At 46.0% G+C, this 13,949-nt stretch carries 9 protein-coding genes and 5 pseudogenes; 7 read left to right on the top strand and 7 right to left on the bottom strand.

What is annotated here, in order from left to right:
- Window positions 1-143: 143 nt before the first annotated feature.
- A protein-coding gene (locus tag SO_RS22725; protein ID WP_076611921.1) for an IS3-like element ISSod17 family transposase occupies window positions 144-1,296 on the bottom strand; the annotation gives its coding sequence in 2 pieces (ribosomal slippage) (window positions 144-1,187 and window positions 1,189-1,296; 1,152 coding nt in all).
- A gap of 563 nt (window positions 1,297-1,859) precedes the next feature.
- On the opposite strand from SO_RS22725, the pseudogene SO_RS22720 reads away from it, so the two are divergent.
- From SO_RS22720 to SO_RS23595, 4 genes and pseudogenes are all read left to right on the top strand, one after another.
- Window positions 1,860-2,892, top strand: a pseudogene (locus SO_RS22720) (IS110-like element ISSod21 family transposase).
- Between the two features lie 311 nt (window positions 2,893-3,203).
- Window positions 3,204-3,513: pseudogene (locus SO_RS22715) on the top strand (transposase); the annotation flags it as partial.
- 109 nt (window positions 3,514-3,622) lie between these two features.
- Window positions 3,623-4,434: pseudogene (locus SO_RS22710) on the top strand (IS5 family transposase).
- A 112-nt stretch (window positions 4,435-4,546) separates the two neighbouring features.
- Entirely contained in the window at window positions 4,547-4,702 is a 156-nt protein-coding gene (locus SO_RS23595) for a hypothetical protein (RefSeq protein WP_405130467.1), read from the top strand.
- Window positions 4,703-4,925: 223 nt separating this feature from the next.
- Here SO_RS23595 and SO_RS22700 read toward each other — a convergent pair whose 3' ends face one another.
- Window positions 4,926-5,315 carry a YgiW/YdeI family stress tolerance OB fold protein gene (locus SO_RS22700; RefSeq protein ID WP_011074426.1) on the bottom strand — a complete coding sequence of 130 codons (390 nt, stop codon included), beginning with the start codon at window positions 5,313-5,315 and terminating at the stop codon, window positions 4,926-4,928.
- Window positions 5,316-5,610: 295 nt separating this feature from the next.
- Between SO_RS22700 and SO_RS22695 the strand changes: the two genes are divergently transcribed.
- Window positions 5,611-6,534: an IS5-like element ISSod12 family transposase gene (locus SO_RS22695; RefSeq protein WP_011074424.1), complete on the top strand. Its 924-nt coding sequence runs from the start codon at window positions 5,611-5,613 to the stop codon at window positions 6,532-6,534.
- Here SO_RS22695 and SO_RS23360 read toward each other — a convergent pair.
- Window positions 6,476-6,763 carry a type II toxin-antitoxin system RelE/ParE family toxin gene (locus tag SO_RS23360; RefSeq protein WP_274544498.1) on the bottom strand — a complete coding sequence of 96 codons (288 nt, stop codon included), beginning with the start codon at window positions 6,761-6,763 and terminating at the stop codon, window positions 6,476-6,478. The genes SO_RS22695 and SO_RS23360 overlap by 59 nt on opposite strands.
- 65 nt (window positions 6,764-6,828) lie before the next feature.
- Window positions 6,829-7,869 carry an IS481-like element ISSod13 family transposase gene (locus SO_RS22685; protein WP_011073373.1) on the bottom strand — a complete coding sequence of 347 codons (1,041 nt, stop codon included), beginning with the start codon at window positions 7,867-7,869 and terminating at the stop codon, window positions 6,829-6,831.
- On the opposite strand from SO_RS22685, the gene SO_RS22680 reads away from it, so the two are divergent.
- Window positions 7,868-8,302: a GNAT family N-acetyltransferase gene (locus tag SO_RS22680; RefSeq protein WP_238560616.1), complete on the top strand. Its 435-nt coding sequence runs from the start codon at window positions 7,868-7,870 to the stop codon at window positions 8,300-8,302. The genes SO_RS22685 and SO_RS22680 overlap by 2 nt on opposite strands.
- A gap of 65 nt (window positions 8,303-8,367) precedes the next feature.
- Here the strand turns inward: SO_RS22680 and SO_RS22675 are convergent.
- Window positions 8,368-9,094 (bottom strand): annotated as a pseudogene (locus SO_RS22675) (transposase family protein); the annotation flags it as partial.
- A gap of 57 nt (window positions 9,095-9,151) precedes the next feature.
- Here SO_RS22675 and SO_RS22670 point away from each other — a divergent pair.
- Window positions 9,152-9,364, top strand: coding sequence for a hypothetical protein (locus SO_RS22670; RefSeq protein WP_238560624.1), 213 nt, complete (start codon window positions 9,152-9,154; stop codon window positions 9,362-9,364).
- On the opposite strand, the pseudogene SO_RS22665 reads toward SO_RS22670, so the two are convergent.
- Both SO_RS22665 and SO_RS22660 read right to left on the bottom strand, forming a co-directional pair.
- Window positions 9,357-9,545 (bottom strand): annotated as a pseudogene (locus SO_RS22665) (transposase); the annotation flags it as partial. The gene SO_RS22670 and the pseudogene SO_RS22665 sit on opposite strands and share 8 nt — an antisense overlap.
- A 120-nt stretch (window positions 9,546-9,665) precedes the next feature.
- On the bottom strand, window positions 9,666-13,898 hold the full coding sequence (locus tag SO_RS22660; protein WP_011074420.1) for an Ig-like domain-containing protein: 4,233 nt from the start codon (window positions 13,896-13,898) through the stop codon (window positions 9,666-9,668).
- Between the last annotated feature and the right edge of the window lie 51 nt (window positions 13,899-13,949).

Below are 13,949 nucleotides of genomic sequence, written 5' to 3'. Positions count from 1 at the left end.
TGTTTTTTTTAATTTTTTTACTCGCGACTGAAATCCATAAGACCAAAAAACTTAAAAAACATTGATACCAATCTTTAATCTCCATGATGAAAACCTCCAGAGCTATTTGTCAGCTTCAAGCTTGACATAATACTGAATAGCCACTACTTCACTAGACGACTTTTAACCTCATTAAAATACTGACGTTCATACTCTAACGGTGATAGTCCATCATTGGAACTATGCTGTCGTTTCGGGTTGTAAAACATCTCAATATAATTAAACACATCCATCTTTGCGTCGTCCCTGGTCGCATAGATTTTTCGCTTAATTCGTTCACGTTTCAGCAGTTGAAAGAAACTCTCTGCTACTGCGTTATCGTGGCAGTTTCCTCGACGGCTCATGCTACCTTCCAAACCATGAGCGCTTAGAAACTCACTCCAATCATGGCTCGTGTATTGGCTTCCTTGAGCTGAATGAACCAACACTTTGCCAGCAGGTTTACGACTCCATACCGCCATTAATAAAGCATCTAACGCAAGCTCTTTGGTGATACGACTGCCCATTGACCAACCAATAATTCGACGTGAGAACAAGTCCATTACAGCACCAAGATAGAGCCAACCTTCATGCGTTTTGATGTACGTAATATCCGTCACCCACGCTTTGTTCGGCGCTAAGGGGTTGAATTGCCGTTCTAAGCGATTTTGCGTTACAACATGCTGCTCACCACTACGAGTTCTAGGCTTGCGATAGCCAACTTGTGCTCGCTGTCCTGCTCGCTGCATCAGGCGATGTACACGATTAATACCGCATTGCTCGCCAAGATCACGCAGATCTCGATGGAGTTTGCGGTATCCATAGACACCACCAGACTCAAGCCAACATTGTTTGAGTTGGCCTATAAGTCGTTCATTGTCACATTGTCGCTTCGACTTTGCGCAGCTCCTCCACGCGTAATACCCGCTCGGATGAACATCAAACAGCTGACACAACTGTCGCACAGAGTGGCTGTGATGATGCTCTTGGATAAAGGCGTATCTTACTCGGGGTGGCTTGCGAAGTACGCCGCGTTTTTTTAACAGGTCACTTTCTTCAGTAACACGCTTAAGCTCTTTTTGTAATCGTCGAATTTCGGCGGACTCCGCAGACTTCTGAAGGTGTTCCTCGGAGTCAGGACCATAGCGCTTAATACAGGCGTAAAGACTGTGTGGTGGTACCTAAACGCTGAGCAACGTCAGCAACAGAATGACCGCCAACAGTGACTTGCTTTACTGCTTCGATTTTGAATTGTTCGGGGTAACGTTTATGACTCATGGACACCTCTTTTTTAGCTAGTTTATCTAACTAAAAGGTGTCTAGGAAATCAGTGGCTATTCATATTTTCACTCTATCCCACTAAACTTGCGCATCCTTGCGCACTTGTGTGTCCCTGTAGTCCCTGTAGTCCCTGTAGTCCCTGTAGTCCCTGTAGTCCCTGTAGTCCCTGTAGTCCCTGTAGTCCCTGTAGTCCCTGAGTCCCTGAGTCCCTGAGTCCCTGAGTCCCTGAGTCCCTGAGTCCCTGAGTCCCTGAGTCCCTGAGTCCCTGAGTCCCTGTAGTCCCTGTAGTCCCTGCACTTAAGATAAAATCTTACTTCAAAATAAAATTTATATTTTTTTAATAATAAAAAATAATTTCAATGTAGACACCTTCCGCGCTAGCACCTACCGAGATACTCGACTTTCGAAACAAAAGGTTACGAAAGCCCGCGTCAGAGACTACCGCCGTGTGATGTTGTCAGGATGAGTCAGATAACCGAGGCTTTGATGTGATGGACGCACCTCCTTTCTAGCGTCGCTGTACCAAACTTTAGGTACAAGTCAGAGCAGGAGTTAGTAACATATCTATCAAGGTTGTTGGTATTGATTTAGCCAAAAATTCTTTTCAAGTATGCGTATTGAGTATCTCTGGGTCGATTTTACCCAATCGGAAAGTAAATCGAGGTTCTCTACTCGATACTATCCGTCAATTGCCTGAAAACACGACTATAGCCATGGAGTTGTGCTACATCGCATCACAGGGGAAGAATCTTCCAATAACAGGGGTTTAAGGTTGCCCTCATCCCCGCACAACATGTTAAACCATTCGTAGGAAGGTAAAAGAATGATGCCAACGATGCGAGGGCAATATGTGAGGCATTTTCTCGCCCAGACATTCACTTTGTACCCGTTAAATCGGTAGAGCAGCAAGATCTCAAATCTCTCCGAGGTGTTCGAGCACGTTTAGTTGAACAACGAACTGCACTTGCTAATCAAATTAGAGGCTTATCTGCCGAATATGGCATTATATTTCCGTTATCAATGAAGGCTCTGAACAGTTATTTACCTCTGATAATCGAAGACGCAGAGAATGAACTATCTCATGTAATGAGGGGGGACTGCACACGTTGTATAGCGACCTTATAGGTATCGGTGAAAGGATTGATGAGCTCACCTGTAAAATCACGATGCTTGGACAACAGCACCCTCGATATGATGCCATCAAGAGTATTCCTAGTTTTGCTCCTATTTTAACAGCCGCACTGCTCAGTGAGGTTGGTACCGGGAACCAATTTCAAAATGGGCGGCAGTTTTCAGCTTGGTGTGGATTTAGTCCCTAAACAACATAGCTCTGCCGGGAAAAGTTCTCTCGGTTCTTTATCAAAGAGCGGTAATCGTGATTTAAGAACCTTACTAATCCATGGTGCACGGGCGGTTATGCGGTACGGGATAAACAGAACCGATGCCATGGGCGATTGGCTAAGAAGTATCATTGGAAGACGTGGTAGAGCAAAAGCCATAGTCGCAATGGCAAACAAGCTTGGTAGGATAGCTTGGCGGGTTTTAGCGACAGATAGCAGTTGCGATATCCATAAGGCTTTTAAGGCTGTATAACTGGGGAATTATGATTTTGAATGGCAACTGAGTTTGCAATTACTGATGAAGAAACGGTGAGCCATCCTTACTGCACTCTGATTAGGAAACAGGTCATACAGACCGGGGCTTTCAATAGACAGTAAGGTGCGTATTACATCATGGCGCAGGCCATTTAGTGGCCAGAGATGACGTCGGATATATGTTAGCGACTGTCCCCTTTAATTGGCTATAGCATCATGAGGTGCGTCCATATATGTTTCCTAAATCGGTTGAACTAAAACCGTAGCCTCAGATCTGATCGGCATCACCTATCAACTAACCCATCAACCGTGTCAAAGCCTCGTTATAAAACAACCAACTGGAAGCAATACAACCAAGCCTTAATCAACCGCGGTTCACTGACCTTCTGGATTGATGAGGGACGCTATCGCCAAGTGGAAAGCCAAGGTCGAGCAACCAGAGAAAGACCGCCCTCGCGTGTTTAGTGACTTAGCCATTATCACTGCGCTGATGGTTAAACGTGTTTTCTCTATGCCACTACGAACCCTGCAAGGCTTTATCAACTCAGTGTTTAAACTGAGTGATATTCTGCTTTAATGACCGCATTACACTTGTATAAGAAAACGTGCACAAACAGTTACCAACAATGCAAACTGATCCACTTGTTTTGGCGTTGTTGCCTAAATGAATGAACCTTTCGCCTGAGATGCGATTAGATCCTGTGAATACCACACAGGAACCGCATCAGATGGGCAAATCCAAGCACCGCATCACCAATTGGCCGGAATATAGCAAGGCGTTGACTAACTGAGGTTCACTGGCTTTTTGGATAGACGAGCAGGCAATCAACCTCTGGTGTAGCACTGAACATCATGGTGGTCAAGGTCGGGGATTTCAGTACAGCGACACCACGATAGAAACTGCCTTGATGCTCAAAGGTTTGTTTAATCTCCCCTGACGAGCTCTAGAAAATTTTATCAACTCCTTGTTTGGTTTGATTAATGTGCAATTAACTTCACTTGGTTGTCGATGTCACAGGGCTGAGTGAATGGAAAATGCGTAAACATGGTAAGGAAAAACGTCGCTCTTGGCGTAAATTACATCTTGCGACAGATGCGGCCACACATGAAGTCATCACAGCCGAAGTCTGTTTAGAGAGTGTGGCAGACAGTGAGGTTCTACCAACGTTATTAGGCGCAAGATAAAACAAGTGTTAGCCGATGGCGCTTATGACACCAAAAACTGTCATAAGTTGCTGCAACGCAGAGGGAGTAAACCTTCGATACCGTTGCGAAAAAATGCGGGTTATTGGGAAGATGGTCACCCCAGAAACGAGGCCGTCAGCGCGTTGAAAAGTAATGAACTCAAACGATGGAAGCAAGAGAATGACTATCACCAGCGCTCCCTGTCAGAAACAGCTATGTATCGTTACAAGCGGTTGATTAGCAAGAAGTTGAGCCTGCGCGACTACAACGGCCAAGTCGGCGAGGCATTGGCTGATTGAAAGTGATGAACAAAATCATAGGACTAGATATGCCTATTCGCCAGAGGGTTAATTAATACCAGGAACCCTGTTAGCAAAAGGCTTACCTAAGATGGATTTAGGCAACAACGCCACTTGTTTTCACTATGGTGCCTTTTCGTAGGCACGTTGATCACAAAAGAAGAACTTATGAAAATTCAAATTTTGCATAAGCAAAGCCTTCCGCAGCGGGCAATAGCCAAACAATTAGATATTTCACGCAATACCGTCAGGAAGGAAAACAGCCAAAAATCATGGACATCGCAAATCACTCTTACTAATTTATGCACAGGCTCTCCGGTGTGACGGGATTTTTCTTGGTCGAAAGATCTAAACATACCGGAGGGCCATTAGTTCAAAGTTTTTTATCCCGAATTCAAGTTACTTAGATTTGACCATCTGATAACTGTCCCAGTGGAGGCAAAGGGTTAATCCATTTAGGTATCAACACCTCACAGCTTCTCGATTGCAATTATCTACTATGTTTTAATAGCTAATTTTACAAACTCGCAACAAATACATTGATGATTTACTGTATAATTTGAATATTTTCTACATCTACAGTCACTTTAGACCAATCTTTATCTACTTCACCACGAATAATGACCTTAGTATCAGGCGTTACAGTGTAACCATGCCATAAATCATCATCAATATTAGCCTTAATATCACCTGTGGCATCACGGAATATATAATCATCGTCTCCAATTGAAGAAACAATATATCCTGTTAACTCAACTTTATCGTCATCACTTGCATTGTTCGCGCTCACAACACTGCGAATCACCTGTTTGACATTTGGACCTTGGAAGCCGCCCTGTGTTTTAGGTTCTCCCGTAGTAAACTGAAAACCAGCTTGGTCAGCCATAGCTGTTGATGACAATGCCATTACGAAAATGGTAATAATAAATTTGTACATTTGTTTGTCCTCTTATAACTTTTATTAAAAAGATATTAATATTAAGTCGTTGTAAACACGAAAGTGACACTCGGTTATATTGGCGCGAAACAAGCATCCGTTTAGTCAGTTAATTAACAAATTATTACACGAAGATGTTTACATAAAAACAATTTTTAAATTATTTATTTTTATTAAAAATATAAATTTAATTTTTAACGATACTTGATGAACATGGCTTTGTTTCCTAAATAGGTTGAACTAAAACCGTAGCCGCAGATCTGATCGGCATCGCCTATCAACTTACCCATCAACCGTGTCAAAGCCTCGCTATAAAACAACCAACTGGAAGCAATACAACCAAGCCTTAATCAACCGCGGTTCACTTACCTTCTGGATTGATGAGGATGCAATTGCTAAGTGGAAAGCCAAGGTCGAGCCGCCCAAGAAAGGTCGCCCTCAATTATTTAGCGACTTAGCCATTACCACTGCGTTGATGGTTAAGCGTATTTTCTCTATGCCACTGAGAGCCTTACAGGGCTTTATCAATTCGGTGTTTAAACTGGGTGACATCCCATTATCTTGCCCGCATTACACCTGTATCAGTAAACGCGCGAAAACGGTCAATATTGCTTTTAAAACCAAGACTCGCGGCGCCATTGAGCACTTAGCTATCGACTCGACAGGCTTGAAGGTCTATGGCGAAGGTGAGTGGAAAGTGAAGAAACATGGCACAGATGGAAAGCGCAGAGTGTGGCGTAAACTGCATATTGCCGTAGATACACATAGCCATGAAATTATTGCCGCAGAACTCAGTTTATCAGGTGTCACAGACGCTGAAGTGATGCCCAATTTACTTCAGCAAACCCATCGAAAAATCCGCAATATCTCGGGTGATGGTGCTTACGACACGAAAGCCTGTCACGAAGCCGTTCGTCGAAAACGCGCTTTAGTACTGATCCCACCTAGGGAAGGTGCTGCGCTATGGGAAAAAGGGCATCCACGAAACTTAGCCGTCAGTTGGCAACAGCTTCATGGCTCAAATAAGCAATGGAAAAAACGGTATGGTTATCATCGCCGCTCAATCTCAGAAACCGCTATGTACAGGATAAAACAACTGCTAGGAGGCACGTTGAGCATGCGGAATTATAACGCTCAGGTGGGAGAAACTTACGCGATGATTAGGGCTTTGAACAAGCTGACTGGGCTAAGTATGCCTGAAACCCACTATGTAGCTTGATATTTGAACAATGATGAGAGTGTTGTTCGCTGACTCGATTTAGGAAACAAAGCCGTTCATGTTGGATGTAATAGATGACGTGACGTGAATAAGGAAAACTAAACACATTCATACGTACCTTGGGTCTATTTTTCCCAAGGGTGGGTGTTTCAGCCAGCAGCTGAATCGTTTGTTTAAGTCCGGATAAATAGGTCTTTGACTGAGTAGCCCTCCATTGGGCTAACGTAATAGTATTATGTGTACTAGCTCAGACTTGATCTGACAGTTACCAGTTTTATGCTGGTGTCTGTCAGATTAGATTCGAGTCAGATTCTTTTCCGCCCAAACCCGTTTCCCATCAATCAATGTTTCAACTGGCGTTCTGCCGTTGCACATTTTGCCTTGATGAGTGCGTTCATTGTTGTAGTAAGACAGCCACTCGTCCAGATCTTTTTGCAGCTCCTCCAGCGTTTGGTACAGCTTTTTGCGGAAGGTCACCTGATAAAACTCGTTCAGGATCGTCTTATGAAACCGCTCGCAGATCCCATTCGTTTGCGGCGACATCGCTTTGGTTTTCGTGTGGTCGATATCATTAATCGCCAGATATAGCTGGTAATCATGGTGCTCGACCTTGCCGCAATACTCTGTGCCACGGTCAGTTAAAATACGCAGCACCGGCAACTGCTGTGACTCGTAAAACGGCAATACTTTGTCGTTCAATAAGTCCGCTGCAGTGATAGGTGTTTTCGTAGTATAGAGCTTGCAATGAGCGACTTTGCAGTACGTATCGACATAGGTTTGCTGATAGATACGACCAACGCCCTTGAGGTTTCCGACATAAAACGTGTCTTGCGACCCAAGGTAGCCTGGGTGCGCGGTTTCAATCTCACCACAGGCTTCATCGTCGTGTTTTTTGCGCTCAAGTGCCGCAATCTGTTCATCAGTAAGTTGAATGCCATCGCGAGCTACTTTGGCTTCCAAGGCTTTCAGTCGCTTCTTAAAGTTCTCTAAATCATGTCGCAACCAGATTGAGCGGACACCACTGCCAGAAACAAACACGCCTTTTTTGCGCAGTTCATTGCTGGTTCTGTGTTGGCCATGGGCGGGAAATTCAATCGCATACTCCATCACTGCCTGTTCAACAGCTTCTTCGACACGGTTCTTGAGATTTGGACTTCTACGACTTTTTTCGATCAGTGCATCAACACCGCCATCGTCCACTAACTCGCGGTAACGATAAAACGTATCACGAGACACACCCATGACTTTGCAGGCTCTGGAGACGTTGCTCAGTTCCTCTGCCAGATTGAGTAAACCTGTTTTGTGTTTGATGATTGGATTGTTACTATGGAGCATGAGAGTTACCTCCTTGGTTTTGATTAAGGATTCGACACCCACAATCAAAACTGGTAACTCTCACCTTTTCAAGGCGATGTGTCAGATCAAGTCGAGACTAATTCATATTATGGGCTATTACACGCTCTCCACTCTGTCGATTGAACTCAGTCAGTTGCCTCAAGTTCACGCTCGTAAACTGCCCCGACATCCTGTTCCTGCAGCCTTGCTTGGCAGGTTAGCGGTAAATCAAGCGGCTCAGAGTCATGGGGTGGGAAAAATGTTGTTGGTCGATGCCATCAAGCGAACGCTGGCCGTCAGCGATGAGATAGCCATTTACGCCATGGTAGTTGATGCCATTGATGAGCGAGCATTGCACTTCTATGAACAATTCGGTTTCTCGCTTCTCAGCTCAGGAAACCTACGCTTGTTCCTTCCACTCAAATCCATCTAAATCTATTGAGAAGGGGTCAAATAGTCTTAGCGTACGTTTTCGTTCCGCTGGACTTCAAACCCCTTATTTTGCAGTGGTAGATAGGTAATATCAGCCACCCAGACTTGCTCTGAACGAGTGATGTTCACTTGCGGCTCACTGGGTTTAAGCAAGCTGGGATGACACCTAAATCGATGGTGGCTGTTGGTCGTTTTATGGTACGCCCGTGTAGGCATGACCAACAAACGATACGCCCTAAGACAGCGAAATAACCGGTCTCGTCCTATCACAATTTGATGCATTTTGTTCAGTAAATACTGCAGTTTACGCGTACCGACTCGCGGTTGAAACAACCGCTCATATTGTACCGTTTGCAACACCTTCCCCTCCCCTTTTTGCCGCTGACATTGCTGATAATACGCCTGGCGACTGATGTCAAGGTAGCGACAGCATTGAGTGACGAGGTGGTAACCTACGTCCGTTTTTTCCTGGAGCGTTTCACGTGTGGCTTTTTTTACGACGGATATCCCGTAGTCAGTTCTGAGTTTTTCGACAATGGCTTCGAGGGCTTTTATCTTTTGCTCGGGAGTGAGCGTGGTAGGTTCAGTCATCAACTGTCCTCGCATTGATGTAGACGGTGTTCCTAGGGACCAATCCAGTTTGCCATGCTTGCGTAACCAAACTAACACGGTAGATACCGTACTTGTCTTGAGCCTGCTTATAGGTCAGCTCGCCTTTTTCCACTTGGTCGACAACCGCCAATTTAAAAGCGAGGGAATAATCACGTTGAGTTCGTTTAATTATTGAAGTCATTACACTCTCCAAAATCAGTTTGAAAAGTGTCAACGCTATTTAGGACGGAGCAGATAGATGATAAATAGCTGCGAGATTATGGAAAATACTAAGCGCCAAATCCCTATTGTTATAGATACCGAGCGTAATGAGTCCATTTGGGTTGAATCATTAAGTTGGATCTACGAGCAGCATGAACTACAAGAAATACGTCAAGCCAACATAAAACACCATCGTTTCGTCTGTCAAAACTGTAAACAACTGGTGTATCTGTACTGGTCAACCGTCTAAAAACAGTGCTCCAATGACCGAACTCTTTAGGTAAATCTCGCCAAGGGATACCTGTTCTAAGGCGGTAAAGAATACCTTCGAATGTTTGTCTATGTTCAGGTTTGTCATAAACACGGCCTGTGCTTTTCATTAAATGAAATAGCTTTTCCCAGCGTGCATCGGTTAGCATAAGTCTTGGCATGGCTTGAGGTTATGGTTACTTTTGGCGAAGCAAATTATAACGTCTTGCCATGCTGTCTAAAAATCACTCTCGAAAGTTCAACAGACCCTAGTACATATCGCTTTATAACTAAGATGTAGATTAGTTAATCGAGGTTTCTATCAGAAATAGGTTAGGGGCTAATTTATCAGCTACGCTACTGCTATCTCCGCCATAGAATGAGCGCCCCCAAGTGACCACGCTGCCATCCTCTTTGACGACTGCAAATGCACTGCTAGTTGAGTCAATCACCTTAACGCCGGACGTCAGCTGTCCTGCCACGCTGCTGCTATCTCCGCCATTGCCTGAGCTCCCCCAAGTAACCACGCTGTCATCCTCTTTGACGGCTGCAAATGCATTGTTAGTTGAGTCAATCACCTTAACACCGGACGTCAGTTGCCCTGCCACGCTGCTGCTATCTCCGCCATAGCCTGAGTCCCCCCAAGTGACCACGCTGCCATCCTGTTTGACGGCTGCAAATGCACTGCCAGTTGAGTAAATCACCTTAACGCCGGAGGTCAGCTGCCCTGCCACGCTGCTGCTATCTCCGCCAGCGCCTGAGTCCCCCCAAGTGACCACGCTGCCATCCTCTTTGACGGCTGCAAATGCATTGTTAGTTGAGTAAATCACCTTAACGCCGGACGTCAGTTGCCCTGCCACGCTGCTGCTATCTCCGCCAGCGCCTGAGTTCCCCCAAGTGACCACGCTGCCATCCTCTTTGACGGCTGCAAATGCATTGTTAGTTGAGTCAATCACCTTAACACCGGAGGTCAGTTGCCCTGCCACGCGGCTGCTATCTCCGCCAGCGCCTGAGTTCCCCCAAGTGACCACGCTGCCATCCTCTTTGACGGCTGCAAATGCACCGCTATTTGAGTAAATCACCTTAACGCCGGAGGTCAGTTGCCCTGCCACGCTGCTGCTATCTCCGCCATAGGATGAGCCCCCCCAAGTGACCACGCTGCCATCCTCTTTGACGGCTGCAAATGCACCGAATACATTGTCAGTTGAGTAAATCACCTTAACGCCGGACGTCAGTTGCCCTGCCACGCTGCTGCTATTTCCGCCATAGCTCCCCCAAGTGACCACGCTGCCATCCTCTTTGACGGCTGCAAATGCACTGCCAGTTGAGTAAATCACCTTAACGCCGGACGTTAGCTGCCCTGCCACGCTGCTGCTATCTCCGCCATCATAATAGCTCCCCCAAGTGACCACGCTGCCATCCTCTTTGACGGCTGCAAATGCACTGCTATTTGAGTAAATCACCTTAACGCCGGACGTTAGCTGCCCTGCCACGCTGCTGCTATCTCCGCCATAGTCTGAGTACCCCCAAGTGACCACTGAGCCATCAGTTTTCAGTGCAGCAAATGTGTACTTAGCTGAAAAAATTGTCTCAACTTTACTGAAAGCATACACTACATACTGCATTTCGGTCACTTGGCCATAGGCATCTTGCCCTGTCACTTCAAGCCGTATATTAAAACCATCATCTGCAGCGGTAGGGATATAGGTTTCTCCGGTGCTTTTGGTAAGGCCGTTAATTATCCACGCGTACTTATACTGCGTTACATCGCAAGTTCGGCATGTCACATAGGCTTTCAGATAACCATCGGTTTCTTTTTTAGCTTCAAGCTTGGTAATTTCAGGCTTGGCTGGTGCAAAAATTGTGATAGAAATCGTTCCTTGCGTATAATGAGCAGGGTTATGGCTGTCTTTTACGGTATAAATTAGCCTGTCTTTACCAAAGACGCCCAACTTAGGGGTGTAAGTTAAAATATTATTGGTGACTGTCGCAGTACCTAGTGCACCACCAATGGCATTAACAACAATTAACTCGCCTGCCGTGGGGTCGGTGGTGCTAATTAATGCACTTAAGTCATGGATGAATGGTGCGTTAGGCTCAGTGCCGCCCTCTAGGTTGTCCGCTTGGATGGCGTGCGCGCCATGGGCATTAACGCTAATCACGATTGTACCATTGGTACTGTGGCGGCCATCAGTAACTGTGTAGGTTAAAATATCATTACCGGTAAAGCCATTTGGTGTATAAATGACGGTTTGACCACTTAAGGTCGCGACTGCTGGCGATGTTGCATTAGTCACATTGCTAATGACTAAATTCGCCGTTTCGGTTTCCTTGTCGGAAATATAAGCCGACAGGTCAATGTTGATAGGTGTATCCAGCAAGGTATTTTCTTGCACCGTGTTAGCCACTGGCGCAGTAGGGTTGCTGTCGGTGACCGTTACCGTCACTTCACCCATTGCATAGCCGCCGTTATCGTCACTGACGACATACACAAAACGGTCAGTTCCCACAAAGCCCTTCGGTTCATACAACATTTCTAACGCGTTAGCAGGGTTGATACTGGCTTGGCCTAGTGCGCCAGAGATACTTACGATTTTCAGTGTATCACCATCGGCATCACTAACAGCGCTGTTGACTGAAATGGTGATAGCTGGGTCATTGTGCAACATCTTGGCAGTAACAGGCCCTGCAGTTGGAATTTTATTTGCAGGCGTGCTGTCATTAACAACCACCGTAATGGCATTTATGGCATAGCCATCCTTGCCATCGGTAATCACATAAGTAAATTGGTCTACACCACGAAATGCGCCAGGGGTATAAGTGATGCCTGTCGCACCTTGTTTGGTGGCACGATTATTGGCGGTGTAGATATGTGCGATAGAGAGCGCATCTCCGTCCGCATCCGCAATTAAACGTTGCGCCACCAAATCGATGTTGAATGTCACATTTTTGGCCACATCAAGGGTAAATTGTGCATCATTCGCCGTAGGCGCCATGTTGGGAACAGGCGGATTAGCGTCCTCAGATATCGCCACAATATTGGCTAGGGCATAGCCCCCTTTACCATCCTCAACGCTATAGACGGCTTGATCCAAGCCAACAAATCCGTTGGGAGTAAAGGTCACTTGAGTACCATTCAGGCTAAAACGAGCGCTGCCGTGCAGTGTTATCGAAAGCGTATCGCCATCTACATCGCTAATTTTGCCCTGCAAATCAATCGTCTTGCTGGCGTTATTCAACGTCTCAAGCTGTGTGTCTTGCGCTTCAGGGCGATGATTATCTGGCGTGACAGGGGCGTTGATGGCAACCGTAATGGTTGAGTTTGCCGATAAGCTGCCGCCTTGCACGCTATAGTCAATTTGAGCAACGCCAGGCGTTTGGGCTAAGTAATTAAATGTCGTTGCTGTTTTTGCTGAAACCACGCCCAGATTAGTACTGTCTTGCACTGTGGTCAGTGACCAAGCATCAAGGTGTTCACTGGTGACAGATTGGGTAACATCAATCGTCTGCAGTTGGTCTACATCTAATACAAAGGCTTGTTGATAGGCAACAAGCGAGGGCGTCGGAGGGGTCGGTGGGGTTGAGTCACCCACTGTGACCGTCACCGTGCCGAGATCATAGCCGCCTTTGCCGTCAGACACTAAATAAGTAAACTGATCCACGCCGCGGAAATTGCCTGGCGTATAGTCAACACTCGCATTTTCCTTGAGCACTGCGCGGTCATTATGACTGTACAGCGTAACCACCTTAAGGCTATCGCCATCCGCATCACTGATAAGGCCACTCAGGTTGATGTTTAATACCGACTGCTTAGCCACATCCATTGACAGGCTATCATCTTTAGCCACCGGCGCGGTATTAGGCGCTGGCGGATTGGCATCATTTGATGTCACTACAATGTAGGCTAACGCATAGCCACCACGGCCATCGTCAACACTGTAAACTGCTTGGTCTACCCCTACAAAGCCATCGGGCGCAAAGGTGACTTGAAAGCCATTTAACGTAAAGCGATTCGATGCAGAAACCAGTTTATTGATGCGCAGCGTGTCACCGTCTGCATCCGTAATATAGGCAGACAAATCAATAATCGCATCGACATTATTGAACGTACTTAAGGTGATATTATCGGCAACTGGAATATTGTTGCCTGGGGTTTCACCCGCATTGACGGCTAACACGATTTGAGAGGTCGCAGTGAGGTTGTCACCTTTGACCGTGTAATTAAATGAACCCGCCCCCGACTGAGTGGCTTGGTAGTCAAAATATGTCGCTTGCGGGTTAAGTATTGTGCCCAATCCAGTCTTATCGTCTAGGTCGGCTATTTTCCAACTAGCAACATTTTTTGCAACCACCGATTGAGTTAAATCAACGCGCTGGGTCTCACCTTGTTTGAGTACAAATACTTGTGGTGACGCAGTTAAACTGCTTACTTCAGGAACGGGGTCAAGAAAGCCCTTGTCACCACCGCAACCCGCTAAGAGTAAACTCAGTAGTGCGGCAGGAGCCAAGGGAAAGATAGAGTGTTTGTTTTGCATAAAAAATAACCTCTTCATTAAAATGAGTGTTCGAAGGCTTGAGTTAACACA

This window comes from Shewanella oneidensis MR-1 (genome assembly GCF_000146165.2).
GTDB lineage: Bacteria > Pseudomonadota > Gammaproteobacteria > Enterobacterales > Shewanellaceae > Shewanella > Shewanella oneidensis.
This window is presented reverse-complemented; position numbering and strand designations above follow the sequence as displayed.

What these genes read in the sequence shown, in the direction of transcription:
- SO_RS23595 (WP_405130467.1), top strand. Translation starts at nt 4,547, where the DNA reads ATGAAAATTCAAATTTTGCATAAGCAAAGCCTTCCGCAGCGGGCAATA.
- SO_RS22700 (WP_011074426.1), bottom strand. Translation starts at nt 5,315, where the DNA reads ATGTACAAATTTATTATTACCATTTTCGTAATGGCATTGTCATCAACA.
- SO_RS22680 (WP_238560616.1), top strand. Translation starts at nt 7,868, where the DNA reads ATGAGAGTTACCTCCTTGGTTTTGATTAAGGATTCGACACCCACAATC.
- SO_RS22685 (WP_011073373.1), bottom strand. Translation starts at nt 7,869, where the DNA reads ATGCTCCATAGTAACAATCCAATCATCAAACACAAAACAGGTTTACTC.
- SO_RS22670 (WP_238560624.1), top strand. Translation starts at nt 9,152, where the DNA reads ATGATAAATAGCTGCGAGATTATGGAAAATACTAAGCGCCAAATCCCT.
- SO_RS22660 (WP_011074420.1), bottom strand. Translation starts at nt 13,898, where the DNA reads ATGCAAAACAAACACTCTATCTTTCCCTTGGCTCCTGCCGCACTACTG.